This is a genomic window from Microvirga sp. CF3016 (assembly GCF_036314085.1).
Lineage (GTDB): Bacteria > Pseudomonadota > Alphaproteobacteria > Rhizobiales > Beijerinckiaceae > Microvirga.
In genome coordinates this window covers 191,827-216,121 of the sequence record NZ_JAYGGM010000008.1, presented here as the reverse complement: position 1 = coordinate 216,121, position 24,295 = coordinate 191,827, and the positions used below count along the sequence as shown (strand labels likewise).

General features: G+C 64.0%; 22 protein-coding genes. 13 read left to right on the top strand and 9 right to left on the bottom strand.

All coding sequences use genetic code 11. The annotated features are described in order from the left end of the window. Positions 1-55: 55 nt before the first annotated feature. The 6 genes from ahcY to VB672_RS14055 form a co-directional block, all read right to left on the bottom strand. Complete coding sequence (gene ahcY, locus VB672_RS14080; protein ID WP_329784821.1) at positions 56-1,456, bottom strand: adenosylhomocysteinase; 1,401 nt, start codon at positions 1,454-1,456, stop codon at positions 56-58. Positions 1,457-1,563: 107 nt separating this feature from the next. Then, positions 1,564-1,884 (bottom strand): HPr family phosphocarrier protein, encoded by a 321-nt coding sequence (locus tag VB672_RS14075; RefSeq protein WP_329784820.1) that lies wholly within the window; start codon positions 1,882-1,884, stop codon positions 1,564-1,566. Positions 1,885-1,889: 5 nt separating this feature from the next. Continuing rightward, positions 1,890-2,291, bottom strand: coding sequence for a PTS sugar transporter subunit IIA (locus VB672_RS14070; protein WP_036360951.1), 402 nt, complete (start codon positions 2,289-2,291; stop codon positions 1,890-1,892). 88 nt (positions 2,292-2,379) lie between these two features. Then, a complete protein-coding gene (locus tag VB672_RS14065) occupies positions 2,380-2,835 on the bottom strand; it encodes an HPr kinase/phosphorylase (RefSeq protein WP_329784819.1) in 456 nt (151 codons plus the stop codon). Next, complete coding sequence (locus tag VB672_RS14060) at positions 2,832-4,685, bottom strand: sensor histidine kinase (RefSeq protein WP_329784818.1); 1,854 nt, start codon at positions 4,683-4,685, stop codon at positions 2,832-2,834. Before VB672_RS14060 ends, VB672_RS14065 begins: the two co-directional genes overlap by 4 nt. A gap of 188 nt (positions 4,686-4,873) precedes the next feature. After that, positions 4,874-5,572 (bottom strand): response regulator transcription factor, encoded by a 699-nt coding sequence (locus VB672_RS14055; protein ID WP_329784817.1) that lies wholly within the window; start codon positions 5,570-5,572, stop codon positions 4,874-4,876. A gap of 524 nt (positions 5,573-6,096) precedes the next feature. Here VB672_RS14055 and VB672_RS14050 point away from each other — a divergent pair. From VB672_RS14050 to VB672_RS14040, 3 genes are all read left to right on the top strand, one after another. Continuing rightward, positions 6,097-7,707 carry a phosphoenolpyruvate carboxykinase gene (locus VB672_RS14050; protein WP_329784816.1) on the top strand — a complete coding sequence of 537 codons (1,611 nt, stop codon included), beginning with the start codon at positions 6,097-6,099 and terminating at the stop codon, positions 7,705-7,707. Positions 7,708-7,887: 180 nt separating this feature from the next. Further along, on the top strand, positions 7,888-8,823 hold the full coding sequence (locus VB672_RS14045) for a DMT family transporter (protein ID WP_329784815.1): 936 nt from the start codon (positions 7,888-7,890) through the stop codon (positions 8,821-8,823). Between the two features lie 13 nt (positions 8,824-8,836). After that, complete coding sequence (locus VB672_RS14040; RefSeq protein ID WP_329784814.1) at positions 8,837-9,601, top strand: SDR family NAD(P)-dependent oxidoreductase; 765 nt, start codon at positions 8,837-8,839, stop codon at positions 9,599-9,601. On the opposite strand, the gene VB672_RS14035 is transcribed toward VB672_RS14040, so the two are convergent. The 3 genes from VB672_RS14035 to VB672_RS14025 form a co-directional block, all read right to left on the bottom strand. Next, positions 9,602-10,651 (bottom strand): aldose epimerase family protein, encoded by a 1,050-nt coding sequence (locus VB672_RS14035; protein ID WP_329784813.1) that lies wholly within the window; start codon positions 10,649-10,651, stop codon positions 9,602-9,604. 62 nt (positions 10,652-10,713) lie between these two features. Next, positions 10,714-12,435, bottom strand: a complete 1,722-nt coding sequence (araD, locus tag VB672_RS14030; protein WP_329784812.1) for an L-arabinonate dehydratase — start codon at positions 12,433-12,435, stop codon at positions 10,714-10,716. Positions 12,436-12,556: 121 nt separating this feature from the next. Beyond that, positions 12,557-13,345 (bottom strand): FadR/GntR family transcriptional regulator, encoded by a 789-nt coding sequence (locus VB672_RS14025; protein WP_329784811.1) that lies wholly within the window; start codon positions 13,343-13,345, stop codon positions 12,557-12,559. Positions 13,346-13,692: 347 nt separating this feature from the next. Here VB672_RS14025 and VB672_RS14020 point away from each other — a divergent pair, with 347 nt between their 5' ends. From VB672_RS14020 to VB672_RS13975, 10 genes are all read left to right on the top strand, one after another. Beyond that, complete coding sequence (locus tag VB672_RS14020; protein WP_329784810.1) at positions 13,693-14,661, top strand: Bug family tripartite tricarboxylate transporter substrate binding protein; 969 nt, start codon at positions 13,693-13,695, stop codon at positions 14,659-14,661. A 79-nt stretch (positions 14,662-14,740) separates the two neighbouring features. Further along, positions 14,741-15,679 (top strand): dihydrodipicolinate synthase family protein, encoded by a 939-nt coding sequence (locus tag VB672_RS14015; RefSeq protein ID WP_329784809.1) that lies wholly within the window; start codon positions 14,741-14,743, stop codon positions 15,677-15,679. A gap of 63 nt (positions 15,680-15,742) precedes the next feature. Further along, complete coding sequence (locus tag VB672_RS14010) at positions 15,743-17,200, top strand: FAD-binding oxidoreductase (RefSeq protein WP_329784808.1); 1,458 nt, start codon at positions 15,743-15,745, stop codon at positions 17,198-17,200. 103 nt (positions 17,201-17,303) lie between these two features. After that, a complete protein-coding gene (locus VB672_RS14005) occupies positions 17,304-17,945 on the top strand; it encodes a TetR family transcriptional regulator (protein WP_329784807.1) in 642 nt (213 codons plus the stop codon). A gap of 120 nt (positions 17,946-18,065) precedes the next feature. Then, positions 18,066-18,329: a hypothetical protein gene (locus VB672_RS14000; RefSeq protein WP_329784806.1), complete on the top strand. Its 264-nt coding sequence runs from the start codon at positions 18,066-18,068 to the stop codon at positions 18,327-18,329. Further along, entirely contained in the window at positions 18,301-19,686 is a 1,386-nt protein-coding gene (locus VB672_RS13995) for an enolase (RefSeq protein ID WP_329784805.1), read from the top strand. The genes VB672_RS14000 and VB672_RS13995 overlap by 29 nt, the downstream gene beginning before the upstream one ends. A gap of 11 nt (positions 19,687-19,697) precedes the next feature. After that, complete coding sequence (locus tag VB672_RS13990) at positions 19,698-20,885, top strand: Gfo/Idh/MocA family protein (protein WP_329784804.1); 1,188 nt, start codon at positions 19,698-19,700, stop codon at positions 20,883-20,885. Continuing rightward, entirely contained in the window at positions 20,872-22,062 is a 1,191-nt protein-coding gene (locus VB672_RS13985) for a dihydrodipicolinate synthase family protein (protein WP_329784803.1), read from the top strand. Before VB672_RS13990 ends, VB672_RS13985 begins: the two co-directional genes overlap by 14 nt. 3 nt (positions 22,063-22,065) lie before the next feature. Next, the gene (locus tag VB672_RS13980; protein WP_329784802.1) at positions 22,066-22,932 is read left to right on the top strand and encodes a sugar phosphate isomerase/epimerase family protein; all 867 of its coding nucleotides are present in this window, start codon (positions 22,066-22,068) and stop codon (positions 22,930-22,932) included. 53 nt (positions 22,933-22,985) lie between these two features. After that, positions 22,986-24,266, top strand: a complete 1,281-nt coding sequence (locus tag VB672_RS13975) for an ABC transporter substrate-binding protein (protein ID WP_329784801.1) — start codon at positions 22,986-22,988, stop codon at positions 24,264-24,266. Positions 24,267-24,295: the final 29 nt, after the last annotated feature.

Genomic DNA, 24,295 nt, shown 5'->3' with positions numbered 1-24,295 from the left:
AAAGAAAAAGCCCGGCCGGAGCCAGGCTTTCGATTCTGTGTCGCAAGGCAGCCGATCAGTAGCGGTAGTGATCCGGCTTGAACGGGCCCTTCTCGGAGACGCCGATATAGGCCGCCTGGTCGGGACGCAGCTTGGTGAGCTTCACGCCGATCTTCTCGAGGTGCAGCGAGGCGACCTTCTCGTCCAGGTGCTTCGGCAGGGTGTAGACCTTCTTCTCGTACTTGCCGGCGTTGCTCCAGAGCTCGATCTGGGCGAGCGTCTGGTTGGTGAACGAGGCCGACATCACGAAGGACGGGTGGCCCATGGCGTTGCCGAGGTTCACGAGGCGGCCTTCCGAGAGCAGGATGATGCGGTGCCCGTCGGGGAACGTGATCTCGTCGACCTGCGGCTTGATGTTGGTCCACTTGAGGTTCTTGAGACCCGCGACCTGGATCTCGTTGTCGAAGTGGCCGATGTTGCAGACGATCGCCCGGTCCTTCATGGCCCGCATGTGGTCGAGGGTGATGACGTCCTTGTTGCCGGTGGCGGTGACGAAGATGTCGGCGCGGGGAGCCGCGTCCTCCATGGTTGTGACCTCGTAGCCTTCCATGGCGGCCTGGAGCGCGCAGATCGGATCCACTTCCGACACGAGCACGCGGCAGCCGGCCTGGCGGAGCGAAGCGGCCGAGCCCTTGCCCACGTCGCCGAAGCCGGCGACCATGGCGACCTTGCCGGCCATCATCACGTCCGTGCCCCGGCGAATGCCGTCGACCAGCGACTCGCGGCAGCCATAGAGATTGTCGAACTTCGACTTGGTCACCGAGTCGTTGACGTTGATCGCCGGGAAGAGGAGCTTGCCTTCCTTCTCCATGATGTAGAGACGATGGACGCCCGTGGTGGTCTCCTCCGAGACACCCTTGATCGAGGCGGCGATCTCAGCGAACCAGCCCTTCGGCTTCTCGGCGAGAAGGCGCTTGATGAGGGCGAAGAAGACCTCTTCCTCTTCCGAACCCGGCTTGTCGAGGAAGGCGGTGTCGCCCTGCTCGGCGCGCAGGCCGAGATGGACCAGCATGGTGGCATCGCCGCCGTCGTCGAGGATCATGTTGGGGACGCCGCCGCCGTGCCAGTCGAACAGCTTGGCCGTGTAGTCCCAGTACTCCTTCAGGGTCTCGCCCTTATAGGCGAAGACCGGGATGCCGGCGGCCGCGATGGCGGCGGCGGCGTGATCCTGGGTGGAATAGATGTTGCAGGACACCCAGCGGATGTCCGCCCCGAGAGCCTTCAGGGTCTCGATCAGCACAGCGGTCTGGATGGTCATGTGCAGCGAGCCGGCGATCCGCGCGCCCTTCAGGGGCTGCTTCGGGCCGTATTCCTCGCGAACCGCCATCAGGCCCGGCATCTCGGTCTCGGCGATCGAGATCTCCTTGCGGCCGAAATCGGCAAGGCTGATGTCTTTGACGATGTAATCCTGTGCCATGATGGCCTCTCTTTAGCACCAGTTCCGGGTGAATTGGCGCCCTCTCTACCAGAGAGCCGCGGCAGAGGCAATCAAGATATAAAGATGTCTTTATATGTCTTCTTCGATCACTCGTCCTCGCCGAACCTGTTGGCGAGGAGGTCGTCGATGGCCTGCAGGCAAAGGGCCGCGTCCTCGCCCTTGGCCGTGACGGTGATCGAGGTGCCCTGAGCGGCTGCCAGGGTCAGAAGGCCCATGATCGACCTCCCGCCTACAGTCTCGCCGCAGCGGGTCACGGTGACGTCCGAATTGAAGCGCTCGACGGTCTGGACGAACTTGGCCGAGGCACGGGCGTGCAGGCCCCGGCGGTTGATGATCGGAAGCTCCCGAACCTCGGCTCCGTCGGGCACGGCGGCAGGCGGGCAGTCCTGGTCGAGGGTCCGGTCCATGAGGGTTATTTCCCGGAGAGAACGCGCGAGGCGATATTGATGTATTTGCGCCCCGCCTCCTGGGCGTGGGAGACGGCATCGGACAGGGGTTCCTCGTCCCGGACGGAGGCCAGCTTGATCAGCATGGGCAGGTTGATGCCGGCGACCACCTCGACGGACCCGCCGTTCATGCAGGACAGGGCCAGGTTCGACGGCGTACCGCCGAACATGTCCGTCAGAACCACGACACCCTGTCCCGAATTGACCCGGCACACGGCGGCCATGATGTCCTTGCGCCGTGTCTCCATGTCGTCGTCGGGGCCGATCGTGATCGTTTCGAGCTGCTCCTGTGGCCCCACGACATGCTCAAGCGCCGCTTTGAATTCGGTCGCGAGCTGCCCGTGGGTGACGAGCACCATTCCAATCATAATGTTACAAGTCCGAACGCTCCGAGAGCGGAGCCGCTATTTTGTGCACTGCGAAGCCAAGCGCAAGAGCATTGAGAGGAAAAGTTCATCACAGTGTCACTACCGTGTCGCAGAGACCACTCAGGCAGGCCAGGGCGACGTTCGCCGAGATTGCCCCGGCTTGCATCCGGATGCGAGGGACCATGACGCCGCAGAGGACGACATGCTTGTCCTGCTCCTCCGGGTAGCGGGCCGGTTCATCGGAGAGGTCGATCACCAGACGAATGACGGCAGCAGCTTCGAAGGGCTGCCGGACGATCCCAAGACCGAAAACCTCGATGCTGCCACCGAGAGGTTCCACCGGCCGCGCCAGGAGGCGGCCGTGATGCGCCTCGAGACGGGTGCGGTCGTCGCTGACCAGCCTTCCGAAACGGCCGCCCTTGAGGGCGAGCGACACCACCTCGCGGGCGAGCGTCGACTTACCCGATCCCGACGCGCCCCGGATCAGAAGCCCTGCCTCGCCGACGAGCACGCAGCCGCCATGGATCGTCTGCGCCTCGCTCAAGGCAGGTTCTTTCCAGGTTCGCGCTTGGCCCTGTCGCGGTCTTTCCTGTCCTGTTCCTTCTTGGCCTTCACGCCCTCGATGGGGAGGCGGATGACGAAGCGGGCGCCGAGGCGCTCGGGTTCGCCGTCCTCGTCGGGAGGGCCGAGCCGGTTCTCGGCGCGGATCGTGCCGCGATGGGCCTCGATGATCTGACGGGAGATGGACAGGCCGAGCCCCGAATTCTGCCCGAAGCCCTGCTCGGGCCGATCGGTGTAGAAGCGCTCGAAGATCCGGTCGAGGGCATCGGGTTCGATGCCCGGCCCGCTGTCCTCCACCAGAATTTCCACCTGGGTCCTGCGGCGGCGCATGGCGACCCTCACGGGCTCGTCGGGGGGCGAGAAGGAGCGCGCGTTGTCGATCAGGTTGTTGAAGACCTGGCCCAAGCGGCTGTCATGGCCGAGGACCAGGAAGGCGTCGCGGCCCTGAGCCTGCCTGTCGATGCTCAGCGTGATGAGCGGATCGTGCTCCTGGCGGCGTTCGTTGGCCACCGACACCACCGCATCCAGAAGGCGCACCATGTCCACGGGCTCCGCATCGGCGCGGGCGAGTTCGGCATCGAGGCGCGAGGCGTCCGAGATATCGCTGATCAGCCGGTCGAGGCGCTTCACGTCGTGCTGGATGATCGACAGGAGGCGCTGACGGGACTCGTCGCTGCGGGCGAGCGGCAGGGTTTCCACGGCGCTGCGCAGCGAGGTCAGGGGATTTTTCAGCTCGTGCGCCACGTCCGCGGCGAAGCTTTCGATGGCGTCGATGCGGTTGTAGAGCGCCTTGGTCATGTCGCGCAGGGCGCCCGAGAGGTGGCCGATCTCGTCGGCACGGGCCGTAAAATCGGGAATTTCCTGGCGGGATTTTGTGCCCCAGCGCACCCGCTCCGCCGCCTCTGCCAGCCGCCGGACGGGCCCCGCGATGGCGCCGGCGAGGAAGAGCGACAGGACGATCATAACCACCGCCGCCACCAGGAAGACCTGGAGCAGGGCGAAGCGTTCGGACGCAATGATCGCGTCGATGTCGCCCTCCTGGGTGGAGAGGAGCAGCGCGCCCTGGACCGTGCGGAAGCGCTGGATCGGCACGGCCACCGACACGATGGTCTCGCCGCGGTTATTCACCCGCACCACACTCGATTGCTGGCCGGCGTAGGCCTGCTGCACCTCCGGCAGGGACTTGCCGTTGGCGGGGCCGACCTCTTCCTGGACCGGACGTACGGTGCGACGGAACATCTTGCGCAGGCTGTTCCAGGTGCGTTCGATGAAGCTCGTCGTGTTCTCGACATTGGCGACCGGTGGAAGATCCATGCGCAGGATGTCGCCGCGGGAGTAGAACGACCTTGAATCGAGAAGCAGCATGCCTTCCCGGTCGAAGATGCGGGCACGGGTCTTCGTCGGCGTCACCAGCCGGCGCAGCAGGGGGGCGACGCGCTCGGGATTGATGGAGAATTCCAGCGACGAGAAGGATTCGTCGTTGAACCGTTCCGTCTCGCCCGCCTGCATCTGCAGGAGCTGGTCCGGGTCGATGGTGATGGTGTTGGTCTCGACCGTCGCGGAACTCGCGATCGCGCCGGCAATGATCTCGCCCTGGGTGAGAAGGCTCTGGACCCGGGCTTCGATCAGTCCCTCGCGGAACTGGTTGAGGTAGAGAAAGCCCACGAGCAGGGCCACGAGTCCGGCGAGGTTGAGCACCACGATCCGGCGCGTGAGGCTCGACGAGCCGCGCTGCACGATCATGCGGCCGAAATGCTTCAGCCGTGTGAGAGCCCCCTGGGGAGCGGGCGGATCGTCGAACGCCGCCTCGGCGTGGATGGGGTCAGCCTTCATGCCACTCGTTCAAGCATGGCCCGGTGTTTCCGTCCCGGACCATGACTGTCTTTCCAGGTTGCCGGAGCATCGGACCCGAAAGTGGTCTCCACTTTCGGGTCCGATGCTCCCTACTTTCAAGCAGCGCATCGTCGAGCGCGGAAAGCCGGGACCACTTTTCCGAGCGATGCGCCTGCGCCGCCAAAGCGTCAGGCTTCCTTGAAGCGGTAGCCCACGCCGTAGAGGGTCTCGATCATTTCGAAACTCTGGTCAACCGACTTGAACTTCTTGCGCAGGCGCTTGATGTGGCTGTCGATGGTCCGGTCGTCCACATAGACTTGATCGTCATAAGCCGCATCCATCAGGGCGTTGCGGCTCTTCACCACGCCCGGGCGCGTGGCGAGCGCCTGCAGGATCAGGAATTCCGTTACGGTAAGGGTGACCGGCTCGCCCTTCCAGGTGCAAGCGTGGCGCTCCGGGTCCATCTTGAGCTGGCCCCGTTCCAGGGCTTTGGGATCGGCCTCCTTGGGGACGCTCTGGTCCTTGGGGGCGAAGCGTCGCAGAACGGCCTTTACCCGCTCGACCAGGAGCCGCTGAGAGAAGGGTTTGCGGATGAAGTCGTCGGCGCCCATCTTGAGGCCGAACAGCTCGTCGATCTCCTCGTCCTTGGAGGTCAGGAAGATCACCGGCAGATCCGATTTCTGCCGCAGGCGGCGCAGGAGCTCCATGCCGTCCATGCGCGGCATCTTGATGTCGAAGATGGCCAGATCCGGCGGGGTATGCTTGAGCCCGTCCAGAGCCGAGGCCCCGTCCGTATAGGTCTGAATGCGATAGCCCTCCGCTTCGAGGGCGATGGAAACAGAGGTCAGGATGTTGCGATCGTCATCGACAAGGGCGATCGTTGGCATGAACTCTTCCTTAGCTTGGCACGGACGATTGTCAGCTTATTCGTCTCGTCTGACAACGCAGAGGGCCCTGAAACGTCCCCAACTGCGCCTTTCTCGTGGCATAAATATGGTTTTCCCTCAGGCGGTGACCAGGGGCGGTCCAGATAGTGGGGCTTAAGGGCGGCAGGTTCAACCGCAGATGAACGTTCCATTGCCGTTTGGACAGGATGCTTCTGCTCCTTCGCTCGTCTCTTGCCGTAGCGGCAGAGGCGTCGAACCCGACAAAACGCGTCTCCATTGTACGAAAGAATTCCGGAAATACTTTGAAAGTCTAGGCACTAAGACGGATGGAGGTCTGGTTCCTGGAAAATTAGAATGCGATGAAACAACCTGAGTTGACGGCACCGTCAGCTGACCTAAAGAAGGTTCCATGATCAAGCGAGACGGCAAAGCATTGCCAGGATTGTTTGACCCACCCCATGTGACGGTCATCGGACGGCGGCTGATCCGGCTGCGCGGGGACCGCCAACCAGGAGAAGTCTTCCGTGGAAAATATCGGCGTGTTCAACAGCGCACAGGGCGCTGAGGCCTCCGGCCTCCGCAATCTCAAACGGGTCTACTGGAATCTCGAGGCGCCCGCGCTCTACGAGCAATCCCTGACCCGGGGCGAGACCAGGCTCGTGCAGGGCGGTGCGCTTCTGGCAGATACCGGCGTGCATACGGGCCGTTCGCCCAAGGACAAGTTCGTGGTGCGCGACGAGACCACGGAAAGCACCGTCTGGTGGGACAACAACGGCGCCATCACGCCCGGCCATTTCGATGCCCTGCTGCAGGACTTCCTGGCCCATGCCGAGGGCCAGGAGCTGTTCGCCCAGGATCTTTACGGCGGCGCCGATCCGGCCCACCGAGTCAAGGCCCGCGTCTTCACGGAATATGCCTGGCACTCGCTCTTCATCCGCAATCTGCTGATCCGCCCGGATCGCGGCGAACTCGCCGATTTCGTCCCGGGATTGACCATCATCGACCTGCCGTCCTTCAAGGCAGACCCGGCCCGTCACGGCTGCCGCACCGAAACGATCATCGCCTGCGACTTCAAGCGCAAGATCGTGCTGATCGGCGGCACATCCTATGCGGGCGAGATGAAGAAGTCGGTCTTCACCTATCTCAATTACGTGCTGCCGGCCCAGAAGATCATGCCGATGCATTGCTCGGCCAATGTGGGCAAGGACGGCGATGTCGCCGTGTTCTTCGGCCTGTCCGGCACCGGCAAGACGACCCTCTCGGCCGACCCCAACCGCATCCTCCTCGGCGACGACGAGCATGGCTGGGGGCCGAATGGCGTATTCAACTTCGAGGGCGGCTGCTACGCCAAGACCATCCGCCTGTCCCGCGAGGCGGAGCCCGAGATCTTCGCCACCACCGAGCGCTTCGGCACGGTGCTGGAGAACGTGACGATTGACCCGATCACCCGCATTCCCGATTTCGACGATGCGTCGAAGACGGAGAACACGCGCTGCGCCTATCCGCTGGACTTCATTCCCAATGCGAGCGCCACCGGCCGCGCGGGCATCCCGAAGAACATCGTGATGCTCACCTGCGATGCCTTCGGCGTGCTGCCCCCAATCGCGAAGCTGACCCCGGCCGAGGCCATGTACCACTTCCTCTCCGGCTACACCGCTAAGGTGGCGGGCACGGAGAAGGGGGTGAAGGATCCGGAAGCCACCTTCTCGACCTGCTTCGGCGCACCGTTCATGCCGCGGCACCCGTCCGAATACGGCAACCTGCTGCGCGACCTCATCGCCAAGCACCATGTGGATTGCTGGCTCGTCAACACGGGCTGGACGGGCGGCAAGTACGGCGTGGGCCGGCGCATGCCGATCCGCGTTACCCGCCGCCTGCTCACGGCAGCGCTCGACGGCTCGCTCTCCCGCGCCGATTTCCGCCGCGATCCCTATTTCGGCTTCGCGGTGCCGACTTCCGTGCCGGGCGTCGAGCCGCATATCCTCTATCCGGTGAAGACCTGGCAGAACAAGGCGGAGTTCGCCGAGACGGCCAAGCGCCTGATCGACATGTTCAACGAGAACTTCAAGCGTTTCGAGAGCCACGTGGATTCCGACGTGCGCTCTGCGGCTCCTCAGACCTCGATCGCCGCTTAAGGCCAATCGATTCTGTGCGTTGCGGAAGGCGGCCCACGAGCCGCCTTCTTCGTTTGGGTCCCTCTGATAGCGCTTCCCACCCATGTGTGCAGGGCATTCCGCCGCGCGCGAAAAGATGTATGATGACATGCAACTAAGATGAGTCTGCTCTCGGCAGGCTCGAACCGGGTGGGATAGCCTTTGCCTCGTCTGACAGGTGTCCTCTTTGCGATTGCCGCAAATGGTCTTTTTGCGACCAGCGACACCCTCGTGAAGCTCCTCTCCCTGCGCTACCCCATCTTCCAGATCATCGCAATGCAGGCGGGCGTCGCCTGCATCGTGGTGGGCATCGTCATCTGGCGCGACAAGGCGTATAGGCTCTCGGCCATCCGCAATCCGAAGATGCTGATCGGCCGCGGTTTTCTTGCCGGCGTCGGCACCGTCTCCGGCTTCTATGCCTTCTCGCTCCTGCCGCTCGCCGATGTCTATGCGATCACTTTCGGCTCTCCCCTCGTGGTGACCGTTGCGGCCGCGTGGCTCCTGGGCGAGCGTACGGGGCTGGCGCGGTGGATCGCGATCCTCGTCGGCTTTTCCGGCATCCTGGTCATGGTGCAGCCGGGCTATGCAGCCTTGTCCCTCGGGCATCTGGCCGCGTTCCTCAACATCTTCGTCGGAGCCGGCGTCATTCTGATCATGCGCACGATCGGCTCGCAGGAAAACCGCGCAATCATGGTGGCCGCCGTGATGGTCGGGCAGCTGACGGCGAGCCTGCCCGGCGTCTTGATGAGCCACGCTCCGGCATGGAGCGACGTGGGTCTCGTGACCATGTCCGGATTCGTCATGGTGTCGGCGCAGTTCCTGCTGCTGGAAGCCCTGCGCCGGGCTCCCGCCTCGAGCGTCGCGCCCATGCAGTACACCAAGCTCGTCTGGGCCATCCCAGTCGGGCTTCTGGTGTTCGGCGACGAGCCGAAGCTGCATGTGCTCGCCGGAGCCCTCCTGGTGATCGGATCGGTGCTGTACCTTCTCGCCTATCAGCGACGGGCCGACAGCAGGCTCGACTCATTGAGCAAGGTGAAGTCTGACCGTTCCGCGCCTTCGGCGCAGTCGCAATGTCTAGAGGGGAAGAAGCTTGGTTGACCATCAAAGCATCATGCCTGCACGATTGTCGCTGCAGGGACGGACGGCCCTTGTCGTGGGCGGTTCGAGCGGAATCGGCAATGCCATCGCCCATGGCTTCCAGGACAGCGGCGCCCGGGTGGCGATCGCCGCTAGGACACCCGCAAAGCTGAAGGACGCGACGCAGCGCCTGCAGGAAGCCGATCCGACTGCGCGCGGTTACGTGGTCGATGCCGCGCGGCCGGAGGAGATCGACGCGCTCGTCGCATCGGTTCTGGGCGATTTCGGTCATGTGGACATCCTGGTCGCGTGCCAGGGCATGACCATCCTCAAGCCGGCCGAGGAGTTCACGCCGGCGGACTACGACGAGATCATGCAGACGAACCTGCGCAGCGTGTTCTTCACCTGCACAGGCTTCGGCCGCCACATGCTGGAGCGCGGGTCAGGCGCGATCATCACCATCGCGTCGCTCTCGGCTCATCGCGGCTGGCCGCTCGCCTCGGTCTATGCAGCCAGCAAGCATGGCGTCGTCGGACTGACCAAGACCCTTGCAGCCGAATGGGCCGACAGGGGCGTTCGCGTCAATGCCATCTCGCCGGGCTTCTTCATGACGGAGCTGAATCAGTCGAAGATGAGCGCGAAGCGCAAGGAGAACGCGCTTATCAGAACACCCATGGGCCGGTTCGGCCAGCTCGACGAGCTCGTGGGCGCCGCGATCTATCTCGCTTCCCCGGCCGCGGGCTTCGTGACGGGCGCCGTGCTCAATGTGGACGGAGGCTATCTCGCCTCCGGAATCTGATTACGCCTCAGCGATGAAGAAAGGGATGCGCATCACGTGGCGGTAAGTCTCGCCAGGGCGCAGCACCGCCGAGGGAAAGTGCGAGATATTCGGCGCATTCGGAAAGTTCTGCGTCTCGAGCGCGAAGCCTGCATGCTTCTCATAGACGGCGCGGCCTTTGCCGAAGGCCGGTGCCTTGCCGAAATGATTGGCCGTGTAGAACTGAACGCCCGGCTGATTGGTCCAGATCTCCAATCCCCGGCGCGAGACGGGATCCACCGCCCGCGCCGCGCGGCGCAGAGGCTCTCCGTTGGCGTTAAGACAGAAATTGTGGTCGTAGCCCGCTTCGGGAAGCTGGGCGGTATCGTCGATCATCGCGCCGATGGGCCGTGACGATCTGAAGTCGAAGGCCGTACCGGCCACGGGCGCCAGTTCTCCGGTCGGGATCTTGCCGGGACCGACCGGTGTGTAGCGGTCGGCATCGATCAGGAGGGTCTGGTCGCGGATATGGCCGGAATCGTGACCGGCGAGATTCCAATAGCCGTGATAGGCCAGGTTCACCACGGTCGGCCGGTCCGTCGTCGCTTCCATGACGATTTCGAGCACCGGATCGTCGGTGAGCCTGTACGTGACCGTTGTGGTCACGGCGCCCGGATAGCCCTCATCGCCGTCAGGGCTGTGCAGGGTCAGCCGAACGGTGTTGTTTGCCGTATCCGGCTCTCCCGCCCAAATCCGCTTGCTGAAGCCCCGAAAGCCGCCATGGATGTGATTGGGCGGCTCGTTGGCTGACAGGGAGTAGGTCTCGCCATCGAGCGTGAAGCGCGCATCGGCGATGCGGTTGGCATAGCGGCCGCAGACCGCGCCGGCCGAGCCGCGGTTCTGAACGTAGGAGACCGGATCGTCGTAGCCCAGGACGATATCCGCTGCTTGGCCGTCGCCATCGGGAACGAACAACCGGCTCACGGCGGCCGCATAGGTGATGATCGTAGCGCGGACGGCGCCTGCTTCGATCTCGAACGCTTCGACCAACTGGCCGTCGATGGTGCCGAAGACAGTTTTCTGGATGCTCATGAGCGGACACAAAAATGCTGACAACATTGCCGTGAGGCAACGCTGTCAGCAGTTGGGGAGAATCAGTGAATTTCAGGCTCCGGCACACCGCCGGATCCCTCAAGGAAGTCGAAGTCGCAGCCTTCGTCCGCCTGGCGGATATGCTGCGCGAAGAGCTTGTTGTAGCCGCGAGGGTAGTCGCGCGGCGGCGGCGACCAGGTGCGCAGACGATCCTGGATCTGTTCGTCGCTGACGTGGAGATGGATCGAGCGGTTCGGCACGTCGACGGTGATGAGATCGCCCGTACGCACAGCCGCGAGCGGGCCGCCGATATGCGCTTCCGGCGAGACGTGCAGGATGCAGGCGCCGTAGCTGGTGCCGCTCATGCGGGCATCGGAGATGCGCAGCATGTCGCGCACGCCCTGCTTCAGGAGCTTCTTCGGGATCGGCAGCATGCCCCATTCCGGCATGCCCGGCCCGCCGATGGGGCCGGCATTGCGCAGCACCATGATGTGATCGGGCGTGACGTCGAGGTCGAGGTCGTTCACGGCCTTGGTCATCTCGTCGTATGTGTCGAACACGATGGCAGGACCGGTGTGCTGCAGCAGCCGCGGTTCCGCAGCCGGTGGCTTGATCACGCAGCCCTTCGGCGCCAGGTTGCCGCGCAGGATGGCCGTGCCGCCGGAGGCGGCGATCGGCTTTTCGAGCGGGCGGATCACGTCGTCGTTGTAGACGGCCGCACCCTCCAAAGCATCGCGCAGGGTTCCGGCCACGGTGCGCTCGTCGAGGTGGAGCATCGGCGCGAGGCGGGAGAGCAGGCCGCGAATGCCGCCGGCGATGTGGAAGTCCTCCATCAGCCATTGGCCTGAGGGGCGCAGGTTCGCGATTACCGGCACCTTCTGGGCGAAGTCGTCGAAATCCTGAAGCGCGACCTCGACGCCGGCGCGGCCGGCCATCGCCACGAGATGGATCATCGCATTCGTCGAGCCGGCGAGCGCGTTGTGAACCATGAGGGCGTTCTCGAACGAGCGCCGGGTGAGAATGTCGCTGGGCTTGAGATCGTCCCAGACCATCTCGACGATCCTCCTGCCCGTGAGGCTCGCCATGCGCGGGTGGGCGGCATCGACGGCCGGGATGGAGGCGGCGCCGGGAAGGCTGAGGCCCAGGGTCTCGACGATGGACGTCATGGTGGAGGCCGTGCCCATGGTCATGCAGGTGCCGGGCGAGCGCGCGATACCCGCTTCCATGTCGTTCCATTGCTGGTTCGTGATGGTGCCGGCTTCCTTCTCGGCCCAGTACTTCCAGATGTCGGAGCCCGAGCCGAGGATCGTGCCGCCATGGTGGCCGCGGATCATCGGACCTGCCGGCATGAAGATCATCGGCAGGTTCATGCTGATCGCGCCCATGACGGTCGCGGGCGTCGTCTTATCGCACCCGCCCATGAGGACTGCCCCGTCGATGGGGTGCGAGCGCAGGAGTTCCTCCACTTCCAATGCGAGGAGGTTGCGGTAGAGCATCGTGGTCGGTTTGACGAAGTTCTCCGACAGCGACAGCGCCGGGAGTTCGATGGGAAATCCTCCAGCCTGCCACACGCCGCGCTTCACGTCCTCGACGCGCACGCGAAAATGGGAATGGCAGGGGTTGATATCGCTCCAGGTGTTGATGATCGCGATCACCGGCTTGCCCATGAAATCCTCACGGGCATAGCCCATCTGAAGCGTCCGGGACCGGTGCCCGAAGGAGCGCAGGTCGGTTACGCCGAACCAGCGGTAGCTTCTCAATTGCTCAGGGGATTTCCTGGCCATTCTTGTTCACTCCCGGCGCTCTGCAGCGCAAAAGCCATATATCATACAAATTTAGAAATTCGTCGCCGTTTTGGGGCTGCCTGTCAAGGGTGGCAGCCGCCTCCGCTTGACACGCTTTGCTTTAGGCTTTTGCAACTGACCGGATTTTGACGGCCTTCGTAGCGGGCTTGGCGGAAGCCTGCAGCATCCGGGCCGAGTAGCGGTTGCGGCTGTTGGCCAGATGCGCACGCATCATGGCGGCGGCCAAGTTCGAATCGCCCATGGCAATGGCATCCCGGATTGCTCGGTGCTCCCGCTCGATCACGCCGAGATAGTCGCGCTGGCGCTGATCCTCTCCCACCGGATTCAACGGGCCGGAACGGCGAGGCACGGCAAACTCCCCGAGGAAGTCCAGGAACCGTGCGAAATAGGGGTTCTTGGTCGCGCCCGCGAGGATGCGGTGGAATTCGAGATCCGCCGCTATGCCGTAGTCTTCGCCTTTCGTGATGTTCTCGAGCGCGCGGTCCAGCGCAGCCATCTCTTCGTCCGTCCGTCGCACGGCTGCGAGCGAAGCCGCCTCCACCTCCACGGCCAGGCGCAGTTCCAGCATGGCCAGGATGTCGTCCACCTCGCCATTGCTGAGGGACGCGAAGAAATCCGATTTCGGCGGGGGCGGAAGCACGAAGGCGCCGGCGCCCTGACGGGTCTGGACCAGCTTGGCCGCCTTGAGCGCCGCGACGGCCTCGCGCACCACCGTCCGGCTGACGCCAGCCGCCGATGCCAGCTCGGCCTCGGTGGGCAGACGATCGCCCGCCTGCAACCGTCCCTCGGCGATCTCGCGCGAAATTGCCTCCGCCAGATCGCTCACGAGATTGCGCTTGCGGGCGACGGTGTTGAGGGACAGGCCGGAGAGGAAAGAGCGTTCGTTCATGGAGCCGTTGCGTGCCTCTTGCAAGGCGCTGAAAACCGATGGTGTCTGAGGCTCCCGGTCGGGCGGAAGCCATTCGTCAAGCCTGCGTCGGGTCCGGGAGCAGCGGCCGGTCACCATAGGCGTGCTGTCCGATCCGGCAGGCCAACTTGTCGTATGTCTCACTACTTGTTGGCATCTCCCAAGTCAAAAGAAATCGTTATTACAGGCACATCCTTTGGTGGAAAGCTGTTACGATTGAAACCAGTGTGGCCTGCCGTGTCGCGCTTGTCAAAATTTGTATGTTGCCATACAAGATGGTCTGCCAGTTTCACGCTCAGCTCAACGATAATGCACCAGGGAGGTACAAGATGAAGAAGTTTCTCGCCGCCATAGGCCTCTCTCTCCTCGGGCTCGGTGCCGTGCAGGCGCAAAGTCCCGCTTGGCCGCAGAAGCAGGTCACGATCATCGTGCCCTTCGGCGCCGGCGGCACGACCGACCTGTTCGCCCGAATCGTCGCCGAGCAGCTCCAGGCCAAGTACGGCAAGCCCTTCGTCATCGAGAATCGCCCGGGAGCTGGCGGCAACATCGGCACGACGGCCGTCGCCAAGGCTACGCCCGATGGGCATACGCTCCTTGTCGGCACGGTGAGCACGCATGCCATCAATCCGTTCCTCTACAAGAACCTACCCCACGACGCCGAAAAGGATTTCATCCCGATCACCGGCCTTGCCAAGCTTCCTAATCTCCTGGTGGTGAACCCGAAGGTCCCGGTGAAGACCTTTGCGGAATTTGTCGAATACGCGAAGCAGAATCCCGGCAAGCTGAACTACGGCTCGTCCGGTGCGGGAACGTCGCAGCATCTGGCGGCCGAGCTGTTCCAGCTCAAGACCGGTGCGAAGATGACCCATGTGCCGTTCCGCAGCTCCCAGGACATCGCCAACGGTCTGATCGGCGGGCACATCGATCTCGCCTTCGACAACATGACGATCGCCTGGCCTCAGGCACAGGCCGGCACCGTACGGGCGCTCGCCGTCACCAGCCCGGAGCGCAGCCCGCAGGCGCCGGAGGTCCCGGCTGTCGCCGAGACGCTGTCCGGCTTCGATGCCACCTCTTGGAACGGTTTGTGGGCCCCGGCCGGCACGCCGCAGGCGGTCGTCGACACCATCGCGGCCGACGTGAAGACCATTCTCGAAAAGCCCGAGGTGCAGAAGAAGGCCGCCGAGCTGGCCTCGACGCCCACGCCGATGACCCCGAAGCAGTTCGCCGAGTACATCCAGGGCGAGCGGCAGAAATGGTCCGAGGTGGTCAAGACCGTCGGCATCCAGCTCGGCCAGTGAAAAACCGCTTTTGAAGAACGGGCCGAGCGTTGCTCGGCCATTTCCGGAACCGCCCTCAACAAACAACGAGACGACACCCATGCTGACGAAGATCGAAACCTCTGAGCTTGCCCGCTCCGTCCTGGCGGTTCCGCCATTCGCCCTGACACCCGATTTCGAGGTCAACCGGGAGGCCAATGCAAAGCTGATCCGCCACCTCGAGGCCGGCGGCGTCTCGACCCTTCTCTATGGCGGCAACGCCAATGTTCACAACTGGCCGGTGTCGAAGTTTGCCGACTGGCTCGACAGTCTCGAGGAGGCGGTTGCCGACAACACTTGGCTGATCCCTTCCGTCGGCCCCGATTATGGCAAGCTCGTCGACGAAGCGGCGATCTTGAAATCCCGCCGCTACTCCGTCGCCATGGCGCTGCCGATGATCGCGCCGCAGACGCCCGACGGCGTGGTCCGCGGCTTGCAGGACTTCGTCGACCGTTCCGGCGTGCCGCTGATCGTCTACATCAAGACCGATCAGTACGTGCCCGCCAAGGCGATGGCGAAGCTTGTCGAGCAGGGCGCCGTCTTCGGCATCAAGTACGCCGTGCCGCGAACCGATCTGACGCAGGACGCCTATCTCCAGGAGCTGATCGAGGCGGTCGGGGCGGATCGGATCGTGAGCGGCTTCGGCGAGCCGCCGGCGCTGCCGCATCTCCTGCACTTCAAGCTGGCCGGCTTCACGGCAGGCTGCGTCTGCATCGCACCGCATCTGTCGATGTCGTTCCTGCATGCGCTGAAGCGCGGCGACGAGGCCGAGGCCAAGCGCCTCCTCGACGTCTTCCTGCCGCTCGAAGCCATCCGCGAGCGCCACAACGCGATCCGGGTTCTTCACACGGCGGTCTCCCTCTCGGGCGTAGCCGATATGGGCCCGATCCTGCCGCTCCTCACCGAGGCTGATCCGGCCATCCACGGCGAGATCAAGGAAGCCGCTCGGGCTCTTCTGGCCGCCGAAATGACCGCTCGACAGCAGGCCGCGGCTGCGTAATCTGGCCGGCATCGTCGGTCAGCCGGTCCTGTGCCGGCAGCATGTAAGGCGTTCGTGATTTCCATGCCTGAATCCCATCCCGATTTCCCGGGCGTGCTCGCCGCACGCCTAGGAGCCAAGCACGTCATCGTCGATCCCGCCGAGATGGAGGGACACCTCGTCGAGGAGCGGAAGCTCTACCGCGGCACCGCTCTGGCCGTGGTCCGTCCCGGCAGCACGGAAGAGGTGGCTTTCGTGGCGCAGGAATGCGCAAAAGCGAACGTTGCCGTCGTACCGCAGGGCGGCAATACCGGCCTCGTCGGCGGAGGTGTGCCTCACACTGGCGTCGTCCTGTCGCTCGCCAGGCTCGACCGGATCCGCGAGGTGAACGCCTTCAACGCCACCATCACGGCCGAGGCTGGCTGCATCCTGAAGACTGTCCAAGAGGCCGCCAAGGAGGTGGATTGCATCTTCCCGCTGTCGCTCGCCTCCGAGGGCTCCTGCCGGATCGGGGGCAACATCGCGACCAATGCCGGCGGCGTGAATGTCCTGCGCTACGGCAACACCCGCGATCTCGTGCTCGGGCTCGAGGTCGTGCTCGCCGACGGGCGGATCTGGAACGGCCTCAAGAGCCTGCGCAAGGACAACACCGGTTACGACCTCAAGAACCTCTTCATCGGTTCGGAGGGAACGCTCGGCATCATCACGGCCGCGGTGCTGAAGCTGTTCCCTCGGCCCAAGACGAAGGTGGTCGCCTTCGTGGGCTGCGCCTCGCCCCATGCGGCGCTCGAATTGTTCGAAAGTCTGCGCCAGACCATGGGCGATGAGCTTACGGCCTTCGAGTTCCTCCCGCGCTTTGCCCTGGAGATCGTGCTCAGGCATGCTCCCGGCGCCGTCCGCCCTCTGAGCGGCGATCACGCCGCTTACGCCCTGATCGAAGTATCGTCGCCCGATCCGGAACTCGACCTGCGCGAACAGCTGGAGAAGGTCCTGGGAACCGCCTTCGAGAGCGGCACGATCGAAGACGCGACGATTGCGGCGAGCGAGGCGCAGAATGCGGCGCTCTGGCACCTGAGGGAAAGCCTCTCCGACGTGCAGGGGCTCGAGGGCGGGTCGATCAAGCACGACGTCTCGGTGCCGGTCTCGGACGTGGCGGATTTCATCGTGACGGCGAGCAGGGCCTGCGAGGCGACCCTTCCGGGCGTGCGGGTCTGCGCCTTCGGCCATTTCGGCGACGGCAACATCCATTTCAACCTGACCCAGCCGGTCGATATGGAGAAGCCGCTCTTCCTGGCGCAGTGGGAGCGGTTCAACCGGATCGTCCATGACATCGTCCATGCGATGAACGGCTCGATTTCCGCCGAGCACGGGGTCGGCCTCATCAAGCGCGACGAGCTGGCGCGCTACAAGGACCCGGTTGCCCTGGACCTGATGAAGACGCTGAAGCGGGCTCTCGATCCTCAGAATATCCTCAACCCCGGAAAAGTCGTGGCCCTGGAAGGAGACCTGCCTCCTGCCCTGCCGGGGCCTCGCAAGGCCTGACGCTGGCGCCCGCCGGCCGCTTCGGTTTGCCGGAAGTTGATGATACAAGGCTGAACACGCACGCTCGCCTTGTCATCGCGAGACCGCAGCAAATTGGATTGTCATGAACGCCCCTGCCGTCAGCAAACAAGTCATCCGAGACGCCGAAGCGACAAAAAGGCGGATCCTCGAAGCGGCCACCTCAGAGTTCGCCGGTCACGGTTATGGGGGAGCGCGCGTGGATCAGATCGCGGAGGCTGCCCGCACCAACAAGCGCATGCTCTACTACTATTACGGGAGCAAGGAGGCCCTGTTCCTGGCGACCCTCGAGGCCGCCTACGACCATATCCGCGCTGCGGAGCAGGAACTGCACCTGGAGGAGCTCTCTCCCCTGCAGGCGCTCGAAGAGCTGGTGCGCTTCACCTGGAACTACTTCGTTCAGTATCCGGAGTTCATGATGCTGCTCAATGCGGAGAACCAGCATCGCGCCAAGCACCTGAAGAAATCCATGCGGGTGCACACCATGAACTCCCCGGTGATCGAAACGATCGGCGTCATTCTCAAGCGTGGCGAGAAGACCAAAGCCATCCGTCCCGGCATCGACCCGGTCCAGCTCTACGTGTCCATTGCCGGGCTCTGCTATTTCTATTTGTCGAACGTCTACACCCTGTCCGTGGCCTTCGGGCGCGAGCTTCTGTCTGCACCGGCCATGAAGGAGCGGATCGACCACGTAGTCGACTTTGTCCTGGCCGGGGTGCGCGCTTGAATTCGCTAATAAACGCTTGACATGTCGGACAACCGGGCATCTAATTAACCAGTTGGTTACATAGAGCGGCTGAAGCCGCCACGATGGACCCTTTGGAAACGCCCTTGAGGATGACGCTTCATGACGTCGAAGCGCACGCGCGCAAGTCACGACCTGCTGAACTCCGCCCGGACCAAGCCGTCCGGGCTTCTCGTCCTCACGGTCGTGCTCCGGGATCTTGCGGCGCGCATCTCCGCAATGCCGGCTTGTCTGGTGCCGCTGCGGACGAACGTGGCAGTAGCCTTCTGGAGCGGGGACGAAAATCTTCTCATAGAGGCCGGCACTTCTTTGCCCGCGACCACCTGGATTGAAGATCATGTCAGGCGCTCGGCTTCGCATCCTTGAGATTCAGACCTTCGAGCGGCCCACGCGCTTCGCGCGGCCGTTCCGGTTCGGGCTCGTGACGGTCAATGAGGCGCCGCAGGCCTTCGTGCGGGCCGTCGTCGAGGTGGAAGGCGCCGGCGTGGCAACCGGTGTCACGGCCGAGATGATGATGCCGAAATGGTTCGACAAGAACCCGGCCAAGTCCCCGCAGGACACGATTGCGGACCTGAAAGCAAGCCTCAGCGCGGCCGCCCGCGCCTCTAGGGAAGCTCAGGCCTGGGACACGGCCTTCGGCCACCATGGGCGTGGCTTCGCGGCCCAGACGATGTGGGCTGGAGACCGGGACCTGCCGGGACTCGTCGCGTCCTTTGGACCTGCGCTCGTCGACAAGGCCATCGCCGATGCCGTCCTCAAGGCGCTGAAGCTCAGCTTCCCCGACGGGCTGCGACGCAACGTCTTCGGAATCGATGCGCGTCAGACACCGGATCTCGACGAAGAGCGGATCCAATCCTTTCTGGCTGAGGTTCAGCCGGTCGCCGATGTCCTGCTACGGCACACGATCGGATTGCTGGACTCCCTCGACGGAGCCGGCGGACTCGAAGATGAAATCCGATTGGCGAACTTGAGGCTCTTCAAGATCAAGATCGGCGGCGACGTCGATGCGGATATCGTGCGCCTGAGAGCGATCCATGATCTTCTGTCGCGGCATGTTCCGGATTATCGCGCGACCCTGGACGCCAACGAGCAGTACGATCCGCAGCGTCTGCGAGTTCTGCTTCAAGAGATGGGTGGCCGGTTGCGGGCCTTCCGCGAGCATCTTCTCTATATCGAGCAGCCCTTCGATCGGACAGGAACCTTCGTGGCGCCTCTGGGCGACCTCGCTGATGAGATCCCGTTCATCATCGACGAGGCGGACGGCGATTACGAGGCCTTCCCCAACGCGGTCGAGCTCGGTTACCGGGGCGTGTCGTCGAAGGCCTGCAAGGGGTTCTACAAGTCCATCCTGAATGCCGTTCGCGTTTCCGTCTTGAACGAGACGCGAGCGGGCCGGTTCTTCGTCTCGGCAGAGGATCTCACGTGCCAGGTAGGGCTTGGGATCCAGCAGGACACGGCGCTCGTCGCTGCGCTCGGCCTGACCCATGCCGAACGCAACGGGCACCACTACGTCGAGGGCTTCGGCCCTGCATCGGATGCGGAAGCGGCGCGCTTTGCGGCCGCCCATCCAGATCTCTACCGGGAGCAGGGCGGCCGCATGGGCCTTGCTTTCGAACGCGGGTCGCTGCCGACCACGTCCCTGTTGTCTGCTCCAGGTTTTGCCAGCGGCGCCGAGCCCGATTGGAGCAGCCTCGTTCCATTCGCACAACACAGTCTTGGATAGGAGAACTTGTTATGACTCAACGCAGATTGGGCATTGTCATGCATGGCGTGACGGGCCGCATGGGAATGAACCAGCATCTCATCCGCTCAGTCGCGGCCATTCGCGCTCAGGGCGGCGTAACGCTGTCCGACGGATCGAAGGTGCAGCTCGACCCGATCCTGGTCGGCCGCAACGCCGACAAGATCCAGGAGCTTGCCAAGGCGCACGGCATCGATCGCTGGACGACTGACCTCGACGCCGCCATCGCCGATCCGAAGGACGAGATCTTCTTCGATGCGGCGACGACGCAGATGCGTCCGACCCTGCTGGAGCAGGCGATCAATGCCGGGAAGCACATCTATTGCGAGAAGCCGATCTCCACGAACCTGCCGGAGGCCCTGCGCATCGTCCGTCTCGCCCGCGAGAAGGGCGTGAAGAACGGCACGGTGCAGGACAAGCTGTTCCTGCCCGGCCTGCAGAAACTGAGGATGCTGCGCGATTCCGGCTTCTTCGGGCGCATGCTCTCCGTGCGCGGCGAGTTCGGCTACTGGGTCTTCGAGGGCGATTGGGGCCAGCCGGCGCAGCGCCCGTCCTGGAATTATCGCTCTGAGGACGGCGGCGGCATGATCCTCGACATGGTCTGCCACTGGCGCTACGTGCTCGACAATCTCTTCGGCGAGGTGCGGTCGGTCTCCTGCATCGGCTCCACGCACATCCCCGAGCGCGTCGACGAGAAGGGCAAGCCCTATCAGGCGACCGCCGATGATTCCGCCTATGCCACCTTCATGCTGGACGGCGGCGTGATCGCGCACATCAACATGTCCTGGTGCACCCGCGTCTATCGCGACGATCTCGTCACGTTCCATGTGGACGGAACGCACGGTTCGGCCGTCGCCGGCCTCACCGACTGCGTGATCCAGCCGCGTCAGGCCACGCCGCGCCCGGTCTGGAACCCGGATCAGAAGCAGACCATCGACTTCTACGATACCTGGCAGCCGGTCCCCGACAACACCGTCTACGACAACGGCTTCAAGACCCAGTGGGAGATGTTCGTCCGCCACGTGGTCGAGGATGAACCCTATCGCTACACGCTGGTGGAAGGTGCCAAAGGCGTTCAGCTCGTCGAATGCGCATTGGAGAGCTGGCGCGAGCGTCGCTGGGTCGACGTGCCGCCGCTGAACGTGGGCGCCTCGAAGGAGAAGCAGCATGAACCGGCCTGAAACCGTCAGTGCCCTGTCGATCCGCCTGCCGCAGGCGGATCGCAGCCTGGAGACCTATAGGCTCTCCGCGCCGAAATCCTTCCCGGACAAGGTGAGCGGACCGATGAACCGCATCGCGTTCTCGGCCGCCCACGTGGTGGCGGATCCGCTTGCCGACGCGGACCCGTGGCTGCAGGCCGCCATCGACTGGGACAAGACCATCGCCTATCGCGAGCGCCTGTGGGACCTCGGTCTCGGCGTTGCCGAGGCGATGGACACCGCCCAGCGCGGCATGGGCCTCGATTGGCCCACCTCGCTCGAACTGATCCGCCGCTCGGTCAGCGCCGCCAAGGCCCGGGGGGACGCCCTCGTGTTCTCCGGCGCCGGCACGGATCATCTCGCGCCCGAGGCGGCGCGCAGCATCGACGACGTGATCCGCGCTTACGAGGAACAGATCGCCGCCATCGAGGCGGTCGGCGGGCGCATCATCCTGATGGCTTCGCGGGCTCTCGCCCGCGTCGCCCGGTCCGCCGACGATTACCTGACGGTCTACAACCGGATCCTCGGCCAGGTGAAGGAGCCTGTGATCATCCACTGGCTCGGCGACATGTTCGATCCGGCTCTTGCGGGCTATTGGGGCACGGCCGATCTCGATGCCGCCATGGACACGTCTGTGGCGATCATCAACGCCAACGCCTCGAAAGTCGATGGCGTCAAGATCTCGCTCCTCGACAAGGACAAGGAGATCGCCATGCGCCGCCGCCTCGACAAGCGCGTGCGCATGTATACCGGCGACGACTTCAACTATGCCGAACTGATCGCCGGCGACGAGCAGGGCTATTCGCATGCGCTGCTCGGCATCTTCGATGCCATCGCGCCGGCGGCCTCGTCGGCTCTCGTGAGCCTCGCGGCCGGCAATCTCGACGCGTTCCACGAGGCGCTCGCGCCGACGGTTCCGCTCTCGCGGCACATCTTCCGCGCCCCGACGCGGTTCTATAAGACCGGCGTGGTGTTCATGGCCTATCTCAACGGTCATCAGGACCACTTCACCATGGTCGGCGGACAGGAGAGCGCCCGCTCGACCCTGCATCTCGCAGAACTCTTCCGCCTGGCGGACAAGGCCGGCCTGCTGCGCGATCCCGATCTCGCGGTGGAGCGCATGCGTTTCGTCATGGCCACGCACGGGGTGGAGGCGTAAGGAATGCGTGACTTCTCCGGCGATCACCGCGCCCTGTCGATCAATACGGCGACGGTGAGAAAACAAGGCGATCTCGTCGCCATCGCGGAGGCCTGCGCCAGAGCCGAGATCAAGGCGATCTCGCCCTGGCGCGACCAGGTGGCAGCCGTGGGTCTGAACCGGGCCGTGGCTGCCGTGAAGGATGCGGGACTCGAACTCTCCGGCTATTGCCGCGGCGGCATGTTCCCGGCCGACGCGGCACGGCTGCAGGAGGCGACCGACGACAATCGCCGCGCGGTGGACGAGGCGGTTGCGCTTGGCGCTCCCTGCCTGGTGCTAGTGGTGGGCGGACTGCCGCAATATTCGCGGCCCGGCTCGCAACCGTCGAAGGACATCGACGCTGCGCGCGCCATGGTCGAGGACGGCATTGCGACGTTGCTCGAATATTCGCGCCAAGCAGGCCTGCCGCTCGCCATCGAGCCGCTGCATCCCATGTATGCGGCGGACCGCGCCTGCGTGAACACCATGCGCCAGGCTCTCGACATCTGCGACCGGGTCGATCCGGAGCGCACGGGCATGCTCGGGCTTGCCGTCGACGTCTATCATGTCTGGTGGGATCCGGAACTGAAGGATCAGATCCGCCGCACGGGACGGGACAGGCTGCTTGCTTATCATGTCTGCGACTGGCTCGTACCCACCACGGACCTGCTGCTCGACCGCGGCATGATGGGCGACGGCGTCATCGACCTGCGCGGCATCCGCGAGGCCGTCGAAGCGGTCGGCTATGCCGGCTACTCGGAAGTGGAGATTTTCTCCGAAAATAATTGGTGGACAAAGCCGATGGATGAGGTGCTCGCCACCTGCATCGAGCGGCACCGCACGGTCGTCTGACAGGACGCCCCAACCAACAAGCGGCATTTCCTGACGAACAGGAGACAACCACAATGACAGGAAACGTTACAAGACGAACCTTCATGGCCGCCGCCGGTGCGTCCATGCTCGCCCACAGGGCGGCATGGGCGCAGGAGAATACCCGATTCCGGATCTTCTGGTGGGGCTCCAAGGAGCGCGCCGACAGGACCTTGAAGGCGGCGGCGCTGTATCAGCAGCGTCATCCCAATATCAAGATCGACGGCGAATCCCTGTCCTTCACCGATTACTGGCCGAGACTGGCGACGCAGGTCGCCGGCCGTAATGCGCCCGATCTCATTCAGATGGATTATCGCTACCTCGCCGAATACGCGCGCCGCGGTGTCCTTCTTCCTCTTGACGAGTTCGTCGGGAAGGACCTGCAGATTGCCGATTTCGGCCAGGCGTCCCTCGACAGCTGCAAGGTCGACGGAAAGCTCTATGCGGTTAATCTCGGCAACAACTCCCATGCGCTGATCTACAACAAGGCAGCGTTCCAGAAGGCCAGCGTCGACGAGCCGGTAATCGGCACGAGCTGGGACAAGTTCATCCAGATCTGCTCCGAGGTCACGAAAGCCCATGACGGCTCTTATTACGGCACCATCGATGCGGGCGCGGATGAGGCCGCCTTCGAGAACTGGTTGCGCCAGCGCGGGAAAGCGCTCTACACAGAGGACGGCAAGCTCGGGTTCGGAGAGGCCGATATCGACGATTGGCTTGCGCTCTGGGTGAAGATGCGCGAGGTGAAGGCCTGTCCGCCGGCGGACATCCAGGCGCTCGACAAGAGCGGCCCAGACACGAGCCTGCTCACGCAGGGGCGCGCCGCTTGTGCCTTCAATCACTCCAACCAGTTCGTCGGCTTCCAGACGATCAACAAGAACCCGCTCGGCATCGCCACCTACCCGCAGGGCGCAGGTCCCAACCCGGGCCAGTATCTCAAGCCGTCGATGATGTGGAGCGTCTATTCCCGCAGCAAGGTTGCGCCCGAAGCGGTGAAGTTCGCCAACTTCACGGTCAAGGACCCCGAGGGGGCGCGTATCCTCGGGGTCGAGCGGGGCGTGCCGCCGTCGCCTGCGACGCGGCAGGTGGTGTCGGATCAGCTCGACGAGATGAGCAGGAAAGTGGTCGATTTCATCGCCGAGGTGTCGCAGCGCGTCGGGCCGATCCCGCCCGCTCCGCCGCAGGGTGCCGGCGAGATCCAGGTTCTGCTCCGGCGCGTCAACGAGCAGGTCGGCTTTGGACGCGCCAATGCATCGGCTGCGGCAAAGCAATACATCGCCGAGGCGAATACGATCCTGTCACGGGTGCGTTTATGATGGATCGGGGCTCCCACTCGTGTGGCGGG

Bases quoted from the DNA above. Each gene is read 5' to 3' on its own strand.
- VB672_RS14010 (WP_329784808.1), top strand. From the start codon at position 15,743: ATGCCTGAATCCCATCCCGATTTCCCGGGCGTGCTCGCCGCACGCCTA.
- VB672_RS14075 (WP_329784820.1), bottom strand. From the start codon at position 1,884: ATGGACCGGACCCTCGACCAGGACTGCCCGCCTGCCGCCGTGCCCGAC.
- VB672_RS14060 (WP_329784818.1), bottom strand. From the start codon at position 4,685: ATGAAGGCTGACCCCATCCACGCCGAGGCGGCGTTCGACGATCCGCCC.
- VB672_RS14020 (WP_329784810.1), top strand. From the start codon at position 13,693: ATGAAGAAGTTTCTCGCCGCCATAGGCCTCTCTCTCCTCGGGCTCGGT.
- VB672_RS14025 (WP_329784811.1), bottom strand. From the start codon at position 13,345: ATGAACGAACGCTCTTTCCTCTCCGGCCTGTCCCTCAACACCGTCGCC.
- VB672_RS13985 (WP_329784803.1), top strand. From the start codon at position 20,872: ATGAACCGGCCTGAAACCGTCAGTGCCCTGTCGATCCGCCTGCCGCAG.
- VB672_RS14070 (WP_036360951.1), bottom strand. From the start codon at position 2,291: ATGATTGGAATGGTGCTCGTCACCCACGGGCAGCTCGCGACCGAATTC.
- VB672_RS14055 (WP_329784817.1), bottom strand. From the start codon at position 5,572: ATGCCAACGATCGCCCTTGTCGATGACGATCGCAACATCCTGACCTCT.
- VB672_RS14035 (WP_329784813.1), bottom strand. From the start codon at position 10,651: ATGAGCATCCAGAAAACTGTCTTCGGCACCATCGACGGCCAGTTGGTC.
- VB672_RS13975 (WP_329784801.1), top strand. From the start codon at position 22,986: ATGACAGGAAACGTTACAAGACGAACCTTCATGGCCGCCGCCGGTGCG.
- VB672_RS14040 (WP_329784814.1), top strand. From the start codon at position 8,837: ATGCCTGCACGATTGTCGCTGCAGGGACGGACGGCCCTTGTCGTGGGC.
- VB672_RS13995 (WP_329784805.1), top strand. From the start codon at position 18,301: ATGTCAGGCGCTCGGCTTCGCATCCTTGAGATTCAGACCTTCGAGCGG.
- VB672_RS14000 (WP_329784806.1), top strand. From the start codon at position 18,066: ATGACGTCGAAGCGCACGCGCGCAAGTCACGACCTGCTGAACTCCGCC.
- VB672_RS14005 (WP_329784807.1), top strand. From the start codon at position 17,304: ATGAACGCCCCTGCCGTCAGCAAACAAGTCATCCGAGACGCCGAAGCG.
- VB672_RS14015 (WP_329784809.1), top strand. From the start codon at position 14,741: ATGCTGACGAAGATCGAAACCTCTGAGCTTGCCCGCTCCGTCCTGGCG.
- VB672_RS13990 (WP_329784804.1), top strand. From the start codon at position 19,698: ATGACTCAACGCAGATTGGGCATTGTCATGCATGGCGTGACGGGCCGC.
- VB672_RS13980 (WP_329784802.1), top strand. From the start codon at position 22,066: ATGCGTGACTTCTCCGGCGATCACCGCGCCCTGTCGATCAATACGGCG.
- araD (WP_329784812.1), bottom strand. From the start codon at position 12,435: ATGGCCAGGAAATCCCCTGAGCAATTGAGAAGCTACCGCTGGTTCGGC.
- ahcY (WP_329784821.1), bottom strand. From the start codon at position 1,456: ATGGCACAGGATTACATCGTCAAAGACATCAGCCTTGCCGATTTCGGC.